The sequence below is a fragment of the Pseudomonas veronii genome (assembly GCF_002028325.1).
Taxonomy (GTDB): domain Bacteria; phylum Pseudomonadota; class Gammaproteobacteria; order Pseudomonadales; family Pseudomonadaceae; genus Aquipseudomonas; species Aquipseudomonas veronii.
The window spans coordinates 520,326-539,962 of record NZ_CP018420.1 but is presented as its reverse complement, the minus strand read 5'-3'; the positions used below and the strand labels follow the sequence as shown (position 1 = coordinate 539,962).

At 62.1% G+C, this 19,637-nt stretch carries 13 protein-coding genes and 1 pseudogene; 9 read left to right on the top strand and 5 right to left on the bottom strand.

Going from position 1 to position 19,637, the window contains the following annotated elements; all coding sequences use genetic code 11:
* The first annotated feature begins 28 nt into the window (after positions 1-28).
* Entirely contained in the window at positions 29-676 is a 648-nt protein-coding gene (gene msrA, locus PverR02_RS02435) for a peptide-methionine (S)-S-oxide reductase MsrA (RefSeq protein ID WP_017849811.1), read from the top strand.
* A gap of 129 nt (positions 677-805) precedes the next feature.
* Here msrA and PverR02_RS02430 read toward each other — a convergent pair whose 3' ends face one another.
* A complete protein-coding gene (locus PverR02_RS02430; protein WP_017849812.1) occupies positions 806-1,642 on the bottom strand; it encodes a 23S rRNA (adenine(2030)-N(6))-methyltransferase RlmJ in 837 nt (278 codons plus the stop codon).
* A 251-nt stretch (positions 1,643-1,893) separates the two neighbouring features.
* On the opposite strand from PverR02_RS02430, the gene PverR02_RS02425 reads away from it, so the two are divergent.
* Entirely contained in the window at positions 1,894-3,171 is a 1,278-nt protein-coding gene (locus PverR02_RS02425; RefSeq protein WP_017849813.1) for an O-acetylhomoserine aminocarboxypropyltransferase/cysteine synthase family protein, read from the top strand.
* A gap of 229 nt (positions 3,172-3,400) precedes the next feature.
* Positions 3,401-3,766 carry a hypothetical protein gene (locus PverR02_RS02420; protein WP_079442700.1) on the top strand — a complete coding sequence of 122 codons (366 nt, stop codon included), beginning with the start codon at positions 3,401-3,403 and terminating at the stop codon, positions 3,764-3,766.
* 81 nt (positions 3,767-3,847) lie between these two features.
* On the opposite strand, the gene putP is transcribed toward PverR02_RS02420, so the two are convergent.
* The gene (gene putP / locus PverR02_RS02415; RefSeq protein WP_046384943.1) at positions 3,848-5,332 is read right to left on the bottom strand and encodes a sodium/proline symporter PutP; all 1,485 of its coding nucleotides are present in this window, start codon (positions 5,330-5,332) and stop codon (positions 3,848-3,850) included.
* A 123-nt stretch (positions 5,333-5,455) separates the two neighbouring features.
* Positions 5,456-5,713 (bottom strand): hypothetical protein, encoded by a 258-nt coding sequence (locus PverR02_RS31670; protein ID WP_152031983.1) that lies wholly within the window; start codon positions 5,711-5,713, stop codon positions 5,456-5,458.
* An 81-nt stretch (positions 5,714-5,794) separates the two neighbouring features.
* On the opposite strand from PverR02_RS31670, the gene putA reads away from it, so the two are divergent.
* Entirely contained in the window at positions 5,795-9,748 is a 3,954-nt protein-coding gene (gene putA, locus PverR02_RS02410) for a trifunctional transcriptional regulator/proline dehydrogenase/L-glutamate gamma-semialdehyde dehydrogenase (RefSeq protein ID WP_017849817.1), read from the top strand.
* A gap of 243 nt (positions 9,749-9,991) precedes the next feature.
* The gene (locus tag PverR02_RS02405) at positions 9,992-11,794 is read left to right on the top strand and encodes an acyl-CoA dehydrogenase (RefSeq protein ID WP_079442699.1); all 1,803 of its coding nucleotides are present in this window, start codon (positions 9,992-9,994) and stop codon (positions 11,792-11,794) included.
* Here the strand turns inward: PverR02_RS02405 and PverR02_RS02400 are convergent.
* On the bottom strand, positions 11,791-12,084 hold the full coding sequence (locus PverR02_RS02400) for a cell division protein ZapA (protein ID WP_017849820.1): 294 nt from the start codon (positions 12,082-12,084) through the stop codon (positions 11,791-11,793). The two genes, PverR02_RS02405 and PverR02_RS02400, sit on opposite strands and share 4 nt — an antisense overlap.
* Positions 12,081-12,311 carry a hypothetical protein gene (locus PverR02_RS02395; RefSeq protein WP_017849821.1) on the bottom strand — a complete coding sequence of 77 codons (231 nt, stop codon included), beginning with the start codon at positions 12,309-12,311 and terminating at the stop codon, positions 12,081-12,083. The genes PverR02_RS02400 and PverR02_RS02395 overlap by 4 nt, the downstream gene beginning before the upstream one ends.
* A gap of 246 nt (positions 12,312-12,557) precedes the next feature.
* On the opposite strand from PverR02_RS02395, the pseudogene PverR02_RS32990 reads away from it, so the two are divergent.
* From PverR02_RS32990 to mscK, 4 genes and pseudogenes are all read left to right on the top strand, one after another.
* A pseudogene (locus PverR02_RS32990) lies at positions 12,558-13,310 on the top strand (MCP four helix bundle domain-containing protein); the annotation flags it as partial.
* 30 nt (positions 13,311-13,340) lie between these two features.
* Positions 13,341-14,213 carry a methyl-accepting chemotaxis protein gene (locus PverR02_RS32985; RefSeq protein WP_371928164.1) on the top strand — a complete coding sequence of 291 codons (873 nt, stop codon included), beginning with the start codon at positions 13,341-13,343 and terminating at the stop codon, positions 14,211-14,213.
* Between the two features lie 231 nt (positions 14,214-14,444).
* A complete protein-coding gene (locus tag PverR02_RS02385) occupies positions 14,445-16,187 on the top strand; it encodes a potassium/proton antiporter (protein WP_046384946.1) in 1,743 nt (580 codons plus the stop codon).
* Positions 16,188-16,236: 49 nt separating this feature from the next.
* Positions 16,237-19,620 (top strand): mechanosensitive channel MscK, encoded by a 3,384-nt coding sequence (gene mscK, locus PverR02_RS02380; protein ID WP_046384947.1) that lies wholly within the window; start codon positions 16,237-16,239, stop codon positions 19,618-19,620.
* Positions 19,621-19,637 lie beyond the last annotated feature (17 nt).

Here is a 19,637-nt window from a genome sequence, read left to right as displayed (position 1 = left end):
TTAACTCAACCTGACGAGAGGACTGCTCATGGTCTTGCGCTCGGAAATTCTGGTGAACAAAAACGTGCTTCCTACTGCAGAACAAGCTTTGCCTGGCCGCGAAACCCCGATGACGCTGCCGGAGACGCACTTCGTCAACGGCAACCCGCTGCTCGGCCCGTTCCTCGACGACGTCGGCTTCGCGATCTTCGGCCTGGGCTGCTTCTGGGGCGCAGAACGCAAATTCTGGCAGCGCGATGGCGTGGTCAGCACCGTGGTCGGTTATGCCGGCGGCTACACGCCGAACCCGACCTACGAAGAAGTCTGCTCGGGCCTGACCGGCCATAGCGAAGTGGTGCTGGTGGTGTATGACCAGGCCAAGGTGAAATACGAAGACTTGCTGAAGATGTTCTGGGAACTGCACAACCCGACCCAGGGCATGCGCCAGGGCAACGACATCGGCAGCCAGTACCGTTCAGTGATCTATGCCACCACGCCGGAGCAATTGGCGGCGGCGCAGGCCAGTGCGCAGGCGTATCAGCAAGAGCTGACCAAGGCTGGCCTGGGGCCCATCACCACGGAAATCGACGAGGCCCCGACGGTGTACTTCGCCGAGGCGTATCACCAACAGTACCTGGCGAAGAATCCGCAGGGCTATTGCGGGATTGGCGGTACAGGCGTGACCTGCCCGATCTAAAAAAATGTGGGAGGGGCGGTGCGACGGTTCGACTTGCCCCCGATAGCAATGTATCAGGTACAGATGTATGGACTGATACACCGTTATCGGGGGCAAGCCCCCTCCCACATGGGCTTGCGCCAGACTCGGTTACTCAGCAATCAGCCAATCCATCTGCCACCCGCCCTGGGTCTGGCCCAGTTGCTTGGACAGCCACGGCAGCAGCTCACGCAACTCCTCCTCCAAGCCCCACGGCGGGTTGGCAATCGCCAGGCCCGAGCCGGTCAGGGTGTTGGGCGTGTCCAACGGATGCACCAGCAATTCGACGCGCAGCAGCTTCGGCGCACCGGTGCCGGCCAGGTCCTGGTAGAAACGGCGCAACATGCGCTGGTCCTTCACCGGGTACCAGATCGCCGCGACCGTCTGGCGCATGCGGCCGACCGCCTCTTTGAGCGACGCCGCGCAGCGCTGCATTTCGTCGAGCTGTTCAAACGGCGGGTCAATCAGCATCAGCGCACGCTTTTCCGGCACCGGCAGCAACGCGCGTGGCACATGCCAGCCTTCGCCCAGGTGAACCTTGACGCGACGATCGCCCTTCATGTTGTCCTTGAGCAGCACGCCGTCTTCCGGGTGCTTTTCATTGAGCAGCACGCGGTCCTGGGGGCGGGTCAGGCGGCGTGCCAGTTCCGGCGAACCGGGGTAGTAGCGCAACTGGCCATCCGGGTTCATCTCGTGCAGCACGCGCATGTAGTCGGCGGTCAATGGCGGCAGATCGCTCTTGCCCCACAGACGGGCGATGCCTTCCAGGTATTCACCGGTACGGTTGGCCTGATCGCCCTGCAGGTCGTACAGACCGATCCCGGCATGGGTATCGAGGTAGGCGAACGGCTGCTCCTTGCGCGACATCAAGGCGATGAGGCGGGTCAAGGTCAGGTGTTTGAAGACATCGGCGTGGTTGCCGGCGTGAAAGGCGTGACGATAATTCATGGTTGCTCCTGCGCAGGGGGCGAAGTTTACCTGCTACACGGGCAAAGGTGCAGGGCCGCATGCCGGGCGGTGCTTATGCCGCAAAGACAGGCGTCCTTGTGAAAACAATCTAATCCTTACAGCATGTGCGGGCTTGCCCGCGACACAAGCGACGCGGTATTACCTGCACTCCGCGATGATGCCATCGCAGCCAAGCCAGCTCCCACCCTGCCCGGGGGCGCCCTTAAAAACCAAGGAGGTCAACAATAACCATGAAAGACGCCACCATCGCCCTGCACCACGGCTTCAAGTCCGACCCGACCACCAAGGCCGTCGCGGTGCCGATCTACCAGAACGTCGCCTTCGAATTCGATAACGCCCAGCACGGCGCCGACCTGTTCAACCTGGACGTACCCGGCAATATCTACACGCGGATCATGAACCCGACCAACGATGTGCTGGAGCAACGCATGGCCGCGCTCGAAGGCGGTATCGCCGCGCTGGCCGTGTCCGCCGGCAGCGCAGCGATCCACTATGCGATCCAGACCCTGACCCGCGCCGGTGACAACATCGTCACCACGCCGCAGCTCTATGGCGGCACCTACACCCTGTTCGCCCACCTGCTGCCGAGCTTTGGCGTCGATGTGCGCTTCGCCCGCGACGATTCCGCCGCCGCCATCGCCGAACTGATCGACGACAACACCAAACTGGTCTACTGCGAGAGCATCGGCAACCCGGCGGGCAACATCATCGACCTGCAAGCCCTCGCCGACGTGGCCCACGCCCGTGGCGTACCGCTGATGGTGGACAACACCGTGGCCACGCCGATCCTGTGCAAACCGATCCAGTTCGGTGCCGATATCGTGGTGCATTCGGTGACCAAATACGTCGGCGGCCATGGCAACTCCCTGGGCGGCGTGATTGTCGACAGCGGCACGTTCCCGTGGGCGAAATACGCCGAAAAATTCCCCGGCCTCAACCAGCCCGAACCGGCTTACCACGGCGTGGTCTACACCGAAAAATTCGGCCCCGCCGCCTTCATCGCCCGCGCCCGCACCGTACCGCTGCGCAACACCGGCGCAGCGCTGGCGCCGATGAACGCCTTCCTGCTGCTGCAAGGCCTGGAAACCCTGGCCCTGCGCATGGAACGCCACACCGAGAATGCCTTGAAGGTCGCGCAGTTCCTGCAAGATCACGCCGAAGTCGAATGGGTCAGCTACGCCGGGCTGCCCGATCATCCGCACCACGCGCTGGCGCAGAAATACATGCAGGGCAAACCGTCGGCGATCCTGTCGTTTGGTCTGAAGGGCGGTTACGAAGCCGGTGTACGCTTCTACGACGCCCTGCAAATCTTCAAACGCCTGGTGAACATCGGCGACGCCAAATCCCTGGCCTGCCACCCGGCGTCCACCACCCATCGCCAGATGAACGAGCAGGAACAGGCCAAGGCCGGCGTGAAGCCGGAGATGATTCGCCTGTCGGTGGGGATCGAGGCGATTGAAGACTTGATCGAGGATCTGCAACAGGCGCTGGCTGCAACACACGCCTGAGGCCAGATAAGCGACCCGCGCGCCATGGCTAACATCTGCATGGCGCGTGAAGCAGGCGACCTTGTGCCGCAAGGTCGTCGGCGCAAAGGCAGTGAAAATTCACGCCTCTGTCGGAAACCTGGCGCAACTCAGTAGCCCTTTTCCCAAAAGCAAAAAACCACCGAAAAATCCCCCGCCAAAACCACGACACTAGGTGGGGAAGGCGGCGAGAAGGTAGGAGAGCTTTTGTATGAGTATTGATGACTTCTTGAACCTCCCTGCTACTTCCTTGATTGCCATCAGCTCTGCATCCGCAGTCATCATCATCGGGCTCTTCTTGTGTTACCGAAAACTTGAACCCATGGAAGCGCTCTTGAACAAGTGCCGCCTGGTCGCCTTCCACAGCAGCTACTGGGGAAACTCACCGCGCGAAAGGATGATGAGGCTTTGCGCAGTGTATGTGGCCGTCGCACTACCCAGGCTAAATGCAAGACGGGGAGTCATTGACCTCCCGCAGGTACAAGCCTTTCCGCGCAGCACAAAGCTCATGCTTCATGGCACGGCGCTTATTGGCGCAGCCGGATTGATAGGCCTGATCGTCATTTACTTTGACTGACCAGTTGAGAAAAAACGGCCCGCTATCCAAAAGATAGCGAGCCGTTTTCTTCAACACATCAGGCGCATAACGCCCGAGGCTTTATTTGTTGAGGTTGTAGTCTTTCTCCGCAGCATCAAAGCGCTCAACCATACCCGCAGTCGGCGCGCCCAGCTTGCTGACGATGTAGATCGCCAGGCTGGCGAAGATGAAGCCTGGGATGATTTCGTACAGGCCCAGCAATTCGAAATGCTTCCACACGATCACGGTGATCGCGCCGACCAGAATGCCAGCCAGTGCGCCGTTACGGGTCATCTGCTTCCAGATCACCGAGATCAGCACCACAGGGCCGAACGCGGCGCCGAAGCCGGCCCAGGCGTAGCTCACCAGGCCCAATACGCGGTTATTCGGGTTGGCGGCCAGGCCGATGGCGATCACGGCCACCAGCAGCACCATGGCGCGGCCGACCCACACCAGCTCAACCTGGGAAGCGTTCTTGCGCAGGAAGGTCTTGTAGAAGTCCTCGGTCAGGGCGCTGGAGCACACCAGCAATTGGCAGCTCAAGGTGCTCATGACCGCCGCCAGAATCGCCGACAGCAGAACGCCAGCAATCCAAGGGTTGAACAGCAGCTTGGCCAGTTCGATAAACACGCGCTCGTGGTTCTCGGTCACGGGGCCGGCCACTTCCGGGTGCGCCGAGAAGTAGGCGATGCCGAAGAAACCCACGGCCACGGTGCCGCCCAGGCACAGGATCATCCAGGTCATGGAGATGCGACGCGCCTTGGCGATCGACTTCACCGAATCCGCCGCCATGAAGCGCGCGAGGATGTGCGGCTGGCCGAAGTAACCCAGGCCCCAGCCCATCAGCGAGATGATGCCGATGAAGCTGGTGTTTTTCAGCATGTTGAAGTTGTCGGGGTTCTTCGCTTCGATCGCCAGGAACGTGGTATCGATACCGCCGGTGGCCAGCAGCACGATGATCGGCGTCAGGATCAGCGCGAAGATCATCAGGGTGGCTTGTACGGTGTCGGTCCAGCTCACGGCCAGGAAACCACCGACGAAGGTGTAGGCAATCGTCGCCGCCGCGCCGGCCCACAGCGCAGTCTCGTAGGACATGCCGAAGGTGCTTTCGAACAGGCGGGCACCGGCCACGATGCCGGAAGCGCAATAGATGGTGAAGAACACCAGGATCACTACTGCGGAGATGATCCGCAGCAGGCCGCTTTTATCTTCGAAACGGCTGGAAAAGTAATCCGGCAGCGTCAGGGCGTCGCCGTTGTGCTCGGTCTGCACGCGCAGGCGACCGGCCACGAACAGCCAGTTGAGGTACGCACCGACGATCAGGCCGATGGCGATCCAGCTTTCCGACAGGCCGGACATGTAGATCGCGCCCGGCAGGCCCATCAACAACCAGCCGCTCATGTCGGAAGCACCGGCTGACAAGGCAGTCACCACGCTACCGAGGCTGCGACCGCCCAGGATGTAATCGGAAAGGTTGTTGGTGGAGCGATAGGCCATGAAGCCGATCAGCACCATTGCTGCGATGTAGATCACGAACGTGATCAGGGTTGGATTACTAACGCTCATAGAAGTGACGCCCTGGCTTTGTTTTTATGTAGCGGCGGTCTGTCAGACGGCCACCCACTGATCCAGTGAGTAAACGTAGCTGCATCGCGCGCATTTATGACTGACGTTTCCCCAGGAAAGCCGTCAGCCGATGAACCACACCATACGGGTGGTTGCACCTTGGCCGCGAATGCTATTCAACAAAGCAAATAAGGTGCAACCAGTTTCTCGCGAATAAGTTGCACCTTGATGTGTTTTACAGAAAACACCGCGTTTTTGCTCCTTTTCGGAGCAAGAACAGCCGATCTCAGAAGCAAATGCACCAAAGTGCAGCGGATTCGGTCGAGTGCCGATTTTTTCCCGATGGAGCGGCGAAAAATTCATGCATAAAAAGGGTTGCACCCGGTTGCACCTCTTCCAGACCGAAGCTAATCTTGCCGCCAGCTGATGCCACTCGGTAGTGGCACCCATGAGGATAAGAAAATGGCTACAACCACCCTTGGGGTCAAACTCGACGACCCGACCCGCGAGCGCCTGAAGGCGGCCGCGACCTCCATTGATCGCACGCCGCACTGGCTGATCAAGCAGGCGATTTTCAATTACCTGGAGAAACTCGAGGGTGGTGCAACCCTGACCGAGCTCAATGGCTTGAGCAGCAAGGAGGCCGACGACGCCGGCGAGGTCCAGGCCGACCACGCCCATCAGTGCTTCCTCGAGTTCGCCGAGAGCATCCTGCCGCAATCCGTACTGCGCGCCTCGATCACCGCCGCTTACCGCCGCCCGGAGCCGGAAGTGGTGCCGATGCTGATCGAACAGGCTCGCCTGCCGGCCCAGATGGCCGAAGCCACGAATAAGCTGGCCGCGTCGATTGCAGAAAAACTGCGCAATCAGAAGAGCGCCGGCGGCCGTGCCGGCATCGTCCAGGGTTTGCTGCAGGAATTCTCCCTGTCGTCCCAGGAAGGCGTGGCACTGATGTGCCTGGCCGAAGCGCTGCTGCGCATCCCCGACAAAGGCACCCGCGACGCACTGATCCGCGACAAGATCAGCACCGGTAACTGGCAACCGCACCTGGGCAACAGCCCGTCGCTGTTCGTCAACGCGGCCACCTGGGGCCTGCTGCTGACCGGAAAACTGGTCGCCACCCACAACGAAGCAGGCCTGACCTCATCCCTGAGCCGCATCATCGGCAAGAGCGGCGAGCCGATGATCCGCAAGGGCGTCGACATGGCCATGCGCCTGATGGGCGAGCAGTTCGTCACCGGCGAAACCATCGCCGAAGCCCTGGCCAATGCGAGCAAGTTCGAAGCCAAGGGTTTCCGCTATTCCTACGACATGCTTGGTGAAGCCGCACTCACCGAACACGATGCACAGAAGTACCTCGCCTCTTACGAACAAGCCATTCATTCCATCGGCAAAGCCTCGAACGGCCGTGGGATTTATGAAGGCCCGGGCATTTCCATCAAGCTGTCGGCCCTGCACCCACGTTACAGCCGTGCCCAGTACGAACGGGTGATGGACGAGCTGTACCCGCGCTTGCTGTCCCTGACCCTGCTGGCCAAGCAATACGACATCGGTCTGAACATCGATGCCGAAGAAGCCGACCGCCTGGAACTGTCCCTGGACCTGCTCGAACGCCTGTGCTTCGAGCCGCAACTGAGCGGCTGGAACGGCATCGGTTTCGTGATCCAGGCCTACCAGAAGCGCTGCCCGTATGTGATCGACTACGTCATCGACCTGGCGCGCCGCAGCCGCCACCGCCTGATGATCCGCCTGGTAAAAGGCGCGTACTGGGACAGCGAAATCAAGCGCGCCCAGGTCGAAGGCCTGGAAGGCTACCCGGTCTATACCCGCAAGGTGTACACCGACGTGTCCTACATCGCCTGCGCACGCAAACTGCTGTCGGTGCCGGAAGTCATCTACCCGCAGTTCGCCACGCATAACGCCCACACCCTGTCGGCTATCTACCATATCGCCGGTCAGAACTATTACCCCGGCCAGTACGAGTTCCAGTGCCTGCACGGCATGGGCGAACCGCTGTACGAACAGGTCGTCGGCAAAGTGGCCGAGGGCAAGCTGAACCGTCCGTGCCGCGTGTACGCCCCGGTCGGCACCCACGAAACCCTGTTGGCCTACCTGGTACGTCGCCTGTTGGAAAACGGCGCCAACACCTCGTTCGTCAACCGTATCGCCGACCAGTCCATCTCGATCCAGGAGCTGGTGGCCGATCCAGTGGCCAGCATCGAGCAAATGGCGACGCTGGAAGGCGGCTTCGGCCTGCCGCACCCGCGTATTCCCTTGCCACGCGATCTGTACGGCAGCGACCGCGCCAACTCGGCCGGTATCGACCTGGCCAACGAACACCGTTTGGCGTCGCTGTCCTGCGCCCTGCTGGCCACCGCGCACAACCACTGGAAAGCCGCGCCGATGTTGGGTTGCGCCGCCAGTAATGAAGCTGCGACGCCGGTGCTGAACCCGTCCGACCTGCGTGATGTGGTCGGCCACGTACAGGAAGCGACCGTCGATGACGTCGACAACGCGATCCAGTGCGCCATCAACGCCGGCCCGATCTGGCAGGCGACCCCGCCCGCCGAGCGCGCCGCGATCCTTGAACGCGCCGCCGACCTGATGGAAGGCGAGATCCAGCCGCTGATGGGCCTGCTGGCCCGCGAAGCCGGCAAGACCTTCGCCAACGCCATCGCCGAAGTGCGCGAAGCCGTGGATTTCCTGCGTTACTACGCGGTGCAGGCGCGTCACGATTTCACCAACGACGCCCACCGCCCATTGGGCCCGGTGGTCTGCATCAGCCCGTGGAACTTCCCGCTGGCGATTTTCAGTGGGCAAGTCGCCGCCGCACTGGCCGCCGGCAACCCGGTATTGGCCAAGCCTGCCGAGCAAACCCCGCTGGTGGCCGCACAAGCGGTACGTATCCTGCTCGAAGCCGGTATTCCGGAAGGCGTGCTGCAACTGCTGCCGGGCCAGGGCGAAACCGTTGGTGCGCGCCTGGTCGGCGATGATCGCGTCAAAGGCGTGATGTTCACCGGTTCCACCGAAGTCGCGCGCCTGCTGCAACGCAATGTCGCCGGGCGCCTGGATGCCCAGGGCCGACCGATCCCGCTGATCGCCGAAACCGGTGGCCAGAACGCGATGATCGTCGACTCCTCGGCCCTGACCGAACAAGTGGTCATCGACGTGGTGTCGTCGGCCTTCGACAGCGCCGGCCAGCGTTGCTCGGCCCTGCGTGTACTGTGCCTGCAGGAAGATTCTGCAGACCGCGTCATCGAAATGCTCAAGGGCGCCATGGCTGAATGCCGTTTGGGCAACCCGGAGCGCCTGTCGGTGGATATCGGCCCGGTGATCGACGCCGAAGCCAAGGCCGGCATCGAGAAACACATCCAGGCCATGCGCGACAAAGGCCGCGCGGTGTACCAAGTGGCGATCGCCGACGGCGAAGAGATCAAGCGCGGCACCTTCGTGATGCCCACCCTGATCGAGCTGGAAAGCTTCGACGAGCTGCAACGGGAGATCTTCGGCCCGGTGCTGCACGTGGTGCGCTACAAGCGCAAGGAGATCGACCAGTTGATCGGCCAGATCAACGCTTCCGGCTACGGCCTGACCCTGGGCGTACACACGCGCATCGACGAGACCATCGCCAAGGTGATCGACAACGTTCATGCCGGCAACGTCTACGTCAACCGCAACATTGTCGGGGCGGTGGTCGGCGTGCAGCCGTTTGGCGGCGAAGGTTTGTCGGGCACCGGCCCGAAAGCCGGTGGTCCGCTGTACCTGTACCGCCTGCTGTCGACGCGTCCTACCGATGCGATCGAGCAGTCCTTCGTTCGCGGCGATGCATTGTCCGCACCGGATGTGCGCTTGCGCGACGCCATGAGCCAACCGCTGACCGCTTTGAAAGCCTGGGCCGACAGCCACACGCTCAGCGACCTGAGCGCCCTGTGCAGCCGGTTCGCCACGCAATCGCAAAGCGGTATCACCCGCCTGTTGGCCGGCCCGACCGGCGAGCGCAACAGCTACGCCATCCTGCCCCGTGAGCACGTACTGTGCCTGGCAGAAGTAGAAGGTGACCTGCTGACCCAACTGGCGGCGGTATTGGCCGTCGGTGGTTCGGCGGTATGGCCGGAAACCGAGCTGACCAAAGCTTTGTTCCCACGCCTGCCGAAAGAGATTCAGGCGAAGATCAAGCGCGTGGCCGACTGGACCAAGGACGATGTGCTGTTCGACGCAGTCCTGCACCACGGCGATTCCGATCAACTGCGCGCGGTTTGCCAGCAAGTGGCCCAGCGTGGCGGGGCGATTGTCGGGGTACATGGCTTGTCCCAAGGCGAGACAGCAATTGCCCTGGAGCGTCTGGTGATCGAGCGTGCGCTGAGCGTCAACACCGCAGCGGCGGGCGGTAACGCCAGCCTGATGACCATCGGCTAACTGCCGAAACGCGGTAAACATGTGGGAGGGGCGGTGCGACGATTCGACTTGCCCCCGATTGCAGTGTGTCAGTCAGTTCAGCTGTTACTGATCCACCGCCATCGGGGGCAAGCCCCCTCCCACATTTGACTGTATTTCAATTCCTCGTCCGCGTTCTGCCCCTCCATCACCCAGATCAATCTTGCTATCCAGCCTTTATTCGCGCACTTAGACTCAGGCTCCTTCCCACACAGGTAAGCCGCCATGTCCGAGACGCTCCTCAGTTCCCGCAATCTGGCTTTCGAGCTGTACGAAGTCCTCGATGCCGAGGGCCTGACCCAGCGCGAGCGGTTTGCCGAACATAATCGCGAAACCTTCGACGCGGCCATCAGTACCGCCCGCACCATCGCCGAAAAGTACTTCGCACCGCATAACCGCAAAAACGACGAAAACGAACCGCGCTACGAGGACGGCAAGGCCATCCTGATCCCGGAAGTCAAACCGGCCGTGGACGCCTTCCTGGAAGCCGGCTTCCTCAATGCTGCGCGCAGTTTCGAAGCCGGCGGCATGCAGTTGCCGACACTGCTGTCCCAGGCCTGCTTCGCGCACTTCCAGGCGGCCAACGCGGCGTCAACGTCCTACCCGTTCCTGACCATGGGCGCCGCCAACCTGATCGAAAGTTTCGGCACCGAGGAGCAGAAGCAACGCTTCCTGCAGCCGATGATCGAGGGGCGCTTCTTCGGCACCATGGCCCTGACCGAGCCGCATGCCGGCTCGTCGCTGTCGGACATTCGTACCCGCGCAGAGCCTGCGGCGGACGGCAGCTATCGGCTCAAGGGCAACAAGATCTTTATCTCCGGCGGCGACCACCCGCTGTCGGAAAACATCGTGCATATGGTGCTGGCCAAACTGCCGGACGCGCCGGCCGGGGTGAAGGGCATTTCGCTGTTTATCGTGCCCAAATTCCTGGTCAACGACGATGGCAGCCTGGGTGCGCGCAACGATGTGTTGCTGGCCGGGCTGTTTCACAAGATGGGTTGGCGTGGCACCACGTCCACGGCGCTGAATTTCGGCGATAACGGGCACTGTGTCGGCTATCTGGTGGGCAAACCGCACCAGGGCCTGAGCTGCATGTTCCAGATGATGAACGAAGCGCGCATCGGCGTCGGCATGGGCGCGGTGATGCTCGGTTACGCCGGCTACCTGTATTCCCTGGAATACGCCCGCGAACGCCCGCAAGGCCGCCTGCCGGACAGCAAAGACCCGAGTACCGCGCCGGTGTCGATCATCCAGCACGCCGATATCAAACGCATGTTGCTGACCCAGAAAGCCTACGTCGAAGGCGCCTTCGACCTCGGCCTGTTTGCCGCGCGCCTGTTCGACGACACCACCACCCTGGCAACCGACGTCGAACGCAAGCGCGCTCACGAACTGCTCGACCTGCTGACGCCGATCGTCAAATCCTGGCCCTCGGAGTTCTGCCTCAAGGCCAACGAGCTGGCGATCCAGATCCTCGGCGGCCACGGCTACACCCGCGAATACCCGGTGGAACAGTATTACCGCGACAACCGCCTCAACCCGATCCATGAAGGTACCCACGGTATCCAGTCCCTCGACCTGCTGGGGCGCAAGCTCGCGCAGAACGGCGGCGCGGGCCTGAAGCAACTGATTCGGTTGATCGCCGAAACAGGCGCACGGGCGCAGCAATATCCATCGCTGAAGGCCATGAGAGAACCGCTGGAACAGTTGGTGGCGCGCCTGCAAAGCGTGACGATCGGCCTGCTGACGGATCTCGCCCAAGGCAAGGTCAACAGCAGCCTGGCGAATTCGGCGCTGTACCTGAAGGTGTTCGGGCACACAGTGATTGGCTGGCGCTGGCTGGAGCAGGCGATTCGCGCCGAAGAAGGCCTGGCCAAGGGCAATGCGGCGGACACCGCGTTCTATAAAGGCAAGCTCCAGGCGGCCCGCTACTTCCTGACCTGGGAAGTACCGGGCTGCCATCATGAACTGGCAATACTGGAGGCCCGCGACGATACGTGCCTCGGCATGCAGGATGAGTGGTTCTAAGGCTGTCCGATAGCCTTGGAAATCACCTCGACCGTGGCGCTGACTTGCTCTTGGTAACGGTCGAGTTCCTGCTGGTGACGCTGTTGCATTTCGATCTGCTCGGCGCACAGGTTCAGCGCGGCCAGTACCAATAGCTTGTCACCGATCAGGGTCGGGTACTTTTTCTTGGTGGTGGCCAGGGAGGCCTTGAGCAGGGTCACGGCGTGCATCAGGGTTTGATCTTCCCCGGCCGGAGCCTTGATCGAGTAATCCTCTCCGAGAATCGAAACGACCTTTATCCCTTCGTTCATGCGCTGACAGGCCCTGCGCTCACACGCTCAACCAACGCCTGGATACGCGCAGCGGTGGCGCCGTTCTTTTCTTCCTGTTCCATCAGGTTCAATTGCAGGCTGTCGTTCTCATCCTTGGCGCGGGCCAATTGCGCCTTGAGGGATTCATTGGTGCCCAACAGGTCTTGATTCTGCTGTACCAGGTCGCTGACCAGTTGTTCCAGCTGGCTGAGGGATGCTTCTAACATTTTGATTTCCTGGGCTTTTTAAAAGGGCGGTGACGATAAAGAAAATTCACCTCGGATGCCAGGGTTATCCCCGGCGCGCAGCCCGATTGTTAAGGGCCGGGCCGCACTTTCGAGCCTTAGTGACTGCATTTCCCCCATCTGGTTCCTGAATCGACCCGGCCCCTCGTCAGATGCGATAAAAACACACGCCACTTTAGACTTTAGTCGTACTGCCGATAGGTAATACTCACCCTGTCTCATAGCCGCATGGATCGCGCTTCTTCCCAGGACTCCCGCATGTCTCTTCGTAATATGAATATCGCGCCGCGTGCGTTCCTAGGCTTCGCGTTGATTGGTGCACTCATGTTGTTTCTCGGTGTGTTCGCCCTGAACCAAATGAGCAAAATCCGCGCGGCGGCAGAAGACATCACGCTGTCCAGCGTCCCGAGTATTCGCGCCCTCGATGAGTTCACCCAGCTGACATTGCGCCTGCGGGTGCTGTCATACCGATTGCTGACCAACCGCGGGCCAGACGTGCAGCAAAAAACCCTGGAAACCATCGAACAGCGCAACCAGCAGATTCGGACCGCCCAGGGCATCTACGAAAAACTCATCGACAGCAGCGAAGAACGCGCGGCCTACGACGAATACGTGCGCCTGCTAGCCCAGTACCATCAGATCGAAGAGCGCATGAAGAGCATGTCGCGGGCCAATCAGGTCGACGAGCTGCGCGAGTTGCTCAACAGCGAGTTGCTGAGCAACGCCGAGCAGACCAACGCCGTGCTGGCGCGCCTGGCGGACATCAACAACAAGATGGCCCTGACCACCAATCAGCAGGCCAAAGACCAATACAACCTGGCCTTCGACCTGGTGGTTGGGCTGCTGGTCATCGCCACGACGCTGACCCTGTTGTTCGCCTGGCTGCTGACCCGCAGTATCACCCTGCCGATCGCCCAGGCCCTGGACGCGGCTGAAGAAATCGCCGAAGGCAACCTGACACGCCCGATCAAGGTCGATGGCCACGACGAAGCCGGCCGCCTGCTGGCTGCCATGGCCAAGATGCAGGACAAACTGCGCGACACCCTGCAACGCATCGCCGGCTCGGCCACTCAGTTGGCTTCTGCCGCCGAAGAGCTTAACGCCGTGACCGACGAAAGCGCCCGTGGCCTGACCCAACAAAACAACGAAATCGAACAGGCCGCCACCGCGGTCAACGAGATGACCAGCGCCGTCGAGGAAGTCGCGCGCAACGCGGTGAGCACCTCCGAGGCCTCGCGCAACGCCACCACCTCCGCCGGTGACGGCCGCGACCTGGTGCAGGAAACCGTCAGCGCCATTGAGCGCATGAGCGGCGACGTGCAAGCCACCGCGACGCTGATCGGCGACCTGGCCAATGAGTCGCGCGACATCGGCAAGGTGCTCGACGTGATTCGCGGTCTCGCCGACCAGACCAACCTGCTGGCCCTGAACGCGGCGATTGAAGCGGCGCGTGCCGGGGAAGCCGGCCGTGGCTTTGCCGTAGTGGCCGACGAAGTGCGTGCGCTGGCCCATCGCACCCAGCAGTCGACCAGCGAGATCGAACGGATGATCGGCAGTATCCAGGCCGGCACCGAGCATGCCGTGGATTCGATGCGCAACAGCACCGAGCGCGCGGAATCGACGCTGAACATCGCCAAAGGCGCGGGGATGTCGCTGGATACGATCAACACGGCGATTGTCGAGATCAATGAACGCAACCTGGTGATCGCCAGCGCGGCGGAGGAACAGGCGCAGGTGGCACGGGAAGTGGACCGCAACCTGGTGAACATTCGTGATCTGTCGGTGCAATCGGCAACCGGCGCCGGCCAGACCAGTGCCGCGAGCAGCGAGTTGTCGCGCCTGGCGGTGGACTTGAACGGGATGGTTGGGCGGTTTCGCCTCTAAAGATGTGGGAGGGGCGGTGCGACGATTCGACTTGCCCCCGATAGCGGTGGGTCAGCTGTAGATAAGCTAGCTGACAAATCGCAATCGGGGGCAAGCCCCCTCCCACATTTAGATCGGCGCCCGTCGCTAAAACCTTTTTGACAGCGCGGCAATTCAACAGGTTAGAATCGCTGGCACGCAGACTGCATGGTCAGAATGCGTCCGTCTTATTTTGCCCATGGAGTACTGCCTTTGAATGCGACCACCATCAACAGCCTGTTCTTGATCGGCGCGTTGCTGGTGAGTGCGAGCATTCTGGTGAGCTCTCTTTCGTCCCGCCTGGGCATTCCGATCCTGGTGATCATCCTGGCCGTGGGCATGGTCGCCGGCGTCGACGGCGGCGGCATCATCTTCGATAACTACCCGACCGCCTACCTGGTGGGCAACCTCGCCCTGGCCGTGATCCTGCTCGACGGCGGCTTGCGCACCCGGGTGGCGAGTTTTCGCGTGGCACTCTGGCCGGCGTTGTCGCTGGCCACGGTGGGGGTGTTGATTACCACCGGTCTCACCGGCATGGCCGCGGCCTGGCTGTTTGACCTCAACATCATTCAAGGCTTGCTGATCGGCGCGATTGTCGGCTCCACCGACGCCGCCGCGGTGTTCTCGCTGCTCGGCGGCAAAGGGCTCAACGAACGGGTCTCCGCCAGCCTGGAAATCGAATCCGGCAGCAACGACCCGATGGCGGTGTTCCTCACCGTCACCCTGATCGACATGCTCGCCAGCGGCCAGACCGGCCTGCACTGGAACCTGCTGTTGCACCTGGTGCGCGAGTTCGGCATCGGGGGCCTCATCGGCCTGGGCGGCGGCTGGCTGATGCTGCAGATGGTCAACCGCATCAACCTGGCCAACGGCCTGTACCCGATCCTGGTGATCGCCGGCGGCCTGTTCGTCTTCGCCCTGACCAACGCCCTGCACGGCAGCGGCTTCCTCGCCGTGTACCTGTGCGGCCTGGTGATCGGCAACCGCCCGGTGCGCAGCCGTCATGGCATTTTGCATATGCTCGACGGCATGGCCTGGCTCGCCCAGATCGGCATGTTCCTGGTGCTGGGCCTGCTGGTCACGCCCCACGACCTGCTGCCGATTGCGCTGCCCGCCCTGGGCCTGGCGCTGTGGATGATCCTGTTTGCGCGGCCGCTGTCGGTGATGGTCGGCCTGCTGCCGTTCAAGGCGTTCCACGGCCGCGAAAAAGCCTTTATCGCCTGGGTCGGCCTGCGCGGCGCGGTGCCGATCATTCTTGCGGTGTTCCCGCTGATGGCCGGCCTGCCCCATGCACAGCTGTACTTCAACCTGGCGTTCTTTATCGTGCTGGTCTCGCTGCTGGTGCAAGGCACCAGCCTGCCGTGGGTCGCCAAGCTGCTGAAAGTGACCGTGCCACCGGAGCCGGCGCCGATTTCCCGCGCCGCCCTGGAAGTTCACGTCACCAGTGAGTGGGAGCTGTTCGTCTACCGCCTGGGCGCGGAAAAATGGTGCATCGGCGCAGCCCTGCGCGAGCTGAAAATGCCCGAAGGCACGCGTATCGCGGCGCTGTTCCGTGGCCAGCAACTGCTCCATCCGTCGGGTAGTACGGTGCTGGAAGCCGACGATCTGCTCTGCGTGATCGGTCACGAACACAACCTGCCGGCCCTGGGCAAACTGTTCAGCCAGGCGCCGCAACGCGGCTTGGATTTGCGCTTCTTCGGCGACTTCATCCTCGAAGGCGACGCCCAACTGGGCGCAGTCTCGGCGCTGTACGGCCTGCAGCTCGAAGGCATCGACCCGGACATGCCACTGAGCCACTTCATCACCCAGAAAGTCGGCGGCGCGCCGGTGGTCGGCGACCAGGTGGAGTGGAACAACACGATCTGGACCGTCGCAGTCATGGACGGGAACAAGATTGGCAAAGTCGGCGTCAGATTCCCCGAAGGAAGTCGCCCGGGCCCCGGACTCTTCCTCTAAACTGCGGGGCAATACTGCCCCGATTCTTCACCTTGCTCGACCGGTCTCTATGCCAACCCTGCGCACTTTTCTCGCCACTGCCCTGCTGGGCCTGACCCTTTGTGTCGGCAGCGTATACGCCGCCGACCCGCCCAGCGCCGACGCTATCCAGCAAACCCTGGACAAGCTGCCCGACCGCAAGCTGCCCGACGCCGACATGAAGGCGCTGCAGGCGATCCTGCAGCAGACGCTGACCCACCTGGGCAACAAGCAGGATTACGAGCAGCGCCTGGTCGATCTCAAGCGCCAGTTGCAAGACGCCCCGCGCCAGACCAGCGAAAACCAGCGCGAACTGACCCGGCTCAAGGCCACCAAAGTCGTCCCGGTGGCCCAGCGCTACGCCACCTTGCCGGTGCCGCAACTGGAACAACTGCTGGTGCAGCGCACCACCCAGCAAGGCGACCTGCAAAAAGACCTGGCCGACGCCAACAGCCTGACCATCGCCGCCCAGACCCGCCCCGAGCGCGCCCAGACCGAAATCAGCAGCAGCCAGACGCGCATCCAGCAGATCAACGCGACCCTCAAGGCCGGCAAGGACAATGGCAAAACCCTCAGCGCCGACCAGCGCAACCAGTTGAACGCCGAACTGGCGTCGCTGAATGCCCTGATCCCACTGCGCCGCCAGGAACTGGCCGGCAACAGCCAACTGCAAGACCTGGGCAACAGCCAGCATGACCTGGTGGTGGAAAAAACCGCGCGCCTGGAACAAGAGATCCAGGACCTGCAAACCCTGATCAACCAGAAACGCCTGGCCCAGTCCCAACAGACGGTGACCCAACAGTCCATCGAAGCGCAGAAAGCCGGCAGCAGCAGCCTGTTGGCCACGGAAAGCGCGGCCAACCTGAAGCTGTCCGACTACCTGCTCAAAAGCACCGACCGCCTCAACGACCTGACCCAGAAGAACCTGCAGACCAAGCAGCAACTGGACACCGTGACCCAGAGCGACTCGGCGCTGGACGAACAGATCAACGTGCTCAAGGGCAGCCTGCTGCTGTCGAAGATTCTGTACAAACAGAAACAGGCCTTGCCGCGCCTCACGGTCGACCGCAACCTCGCCGACGACATCGCCAACATTCGCCTGTACCAGTTCGAGGTCAACCAGCAGCGCGAACTGATCAGCTCGCCCAGCACCTATGTGGATAACCTGCTGGCCAACCAGCCGCCGGATGAGGTCACCCCGCAATTGCGGCGCACTCTGCTGGAACTGGCGATCACCCGCAGCGACCTGCTCGAGCGCCTGAGCCGCGAGCTGAGCGCGCTGCTCAATGAATCGATCACCCTGCAACTGAACCAGAAACAACTGCTGAGCACCGCCACCACCCTGCGTGCGACCCTCGATGAGCAGATGTTCTGGATTCCCAGCAACAAGCCGCTGGACACCGAGTGGCTGGAAACCGTCCCGGATCACCTGAGCAAGCAAGTCACCTCCCTGCCCTGGGCCTCCAGCGTCAGCGAACTGTACGACGGCCTGACCCAGCGCCCGCTGCTGTTCCTGCCGTTGCTGCTGTTGATCGGCGCACTGTTGTGGCGGCGCAATGCCTTGTACGCGCGGCTGAAAAAGGTTCACATGGACATCGGCCACTTCAAGCGTGACAGCCAATGGCACACGCCCCAGGCGATCCTGGTGAATATCCTGCTGGCCATGCCCGTGGCCTTGGGCCTGGCGTTATGCGGTTATGCGTTGCAGATCGACGCCCGCGGGCAAAACGCCAACCTGGGTGCCGCGCTGTTGCAGATCGCTCAGGCGTGGTTGGTGTTCTACACCGCCTACCGAATCCTCGCGCCAGGCGGCGTCGCCGAATTGCACTTCCGCTGGGAACGACCGCAGGTCGCATTCCTGCAAGGTTGGGTACGCAAGCTCGGGCTGGTGGTGCTGGCGCTGGTGGCCGTGGTGGCCATTGCCGAGCACCAGCCGGCAGCCCTGGCCGACGACGTGCTGGGCATCGGCGTGGTGCTGACCTGCTATGCGCTGATGGCCTGGCTGCTGGGTCGCCTGCTGTTGCACAGCACGACCCACGAGAAAGCCTCACTGTTCCGCAAAACCGCGGGCCTGTTGTTTACCGCGCTGCCCATCGCACTGTTTATCGCCGTGTGCTTCGGCTATTACTACACCGCGCTGAAGCTCAGCGACCGGTTGATCAACACCCTGTACCTGTTGATGTTCTGGCTGGTGATCGAAGCCACATTCGCCCGCGGCCTGGGCGTCGCCGCCCGGCGCCTGGCCTATTCGCGGGCATTGGCAAAACGCCAGGCCGCCAAGGAAGCCGGCGAAGGCGAAGCGGTGATCGAAGAGCCGACCCTGGACATCGAACAGGTCAACGAACAATCCATGCGCCTGATCCGCCTGGCCCTGCTCGGCGGCTTCATCGCGGCGCTGTACTGGGTGTGGTCGGACCTGATCTCGGTGTTCTCCTACCTCGACAACGTCACCCTCTACGAATACACCAGCGGCACCGGGGCCAATATCAGCATGGTGCCGATCAGCATCGGCGACATGCTCGGCGCGCTGATCATCATCGGCATCACCTTCGCCCTGGCGCGCAACCTGCCCGGCTTGCTGGAAGTGCTGGTGCTGTCCAAGCTGGACCTGGCCCAGGGCAGCGCCTACGCCACCACCACGTTGCTGTCCTACGTGATTGCCGGCGTGGGGTTTGTGGCGACCCTATCGACCCTCGGCGTGAGCTGGGACAAGTTGCAATGGCTGGTGGCGGCGCTGTCGGTGGGCCTGGGCTTCGGTATGCAGGAGATCTTCGCCAACTTTATCTCCGGCATCATGATCCTGTTCGAGCGCCCGGTGCGGATCGGCGACACCATCACCATCGGCAACCTGTCGGGCACGGTGAGCAAGATCCGCATCCGCGCCACCACCATCACCGACTTCGACCGCAAGGACATCATTGTCCCGAACAAGACGTTCATCACCGGGCAACTGATCAACTGGTCGCTGACCGACACCATCACCCGGGTCACCCTCAAGCTCGGCGTGGACTACGGCTCCGACCTCGACCTGGTGAAAGCCCTGTTGCTCCAGGCCGCGCGCGAAAACCCGCGGGTGCTGAAAGAACCCGAACCCCACGTGTACTTCCTCAACTTCGGCGAAAGCACCCTCGACCACGAACTGCGCATGCACGTGCGCGACCTCGGTGACCGCAACCCGGTGATCGACGAGGTGAACCGTTTTATCAACCGCGAGTTCAAGAACAACCACATCAACATCTCGTTCCGGCAGATGGAGGTTTACCTGAAGAACCTGCACGGCCAGGAGTACAAGCTGGTGCCGGTAGAAGACGAAAAACGCACCATCGCCAACCCGGCAGAGACGCACGACGCACCGGAACCGCCGCCGGGCAAAGTGGTGGACGCCCCCGAGCCGCCACCCTCCAAGCTCGACTAAAACGCCTATCCCCAGCA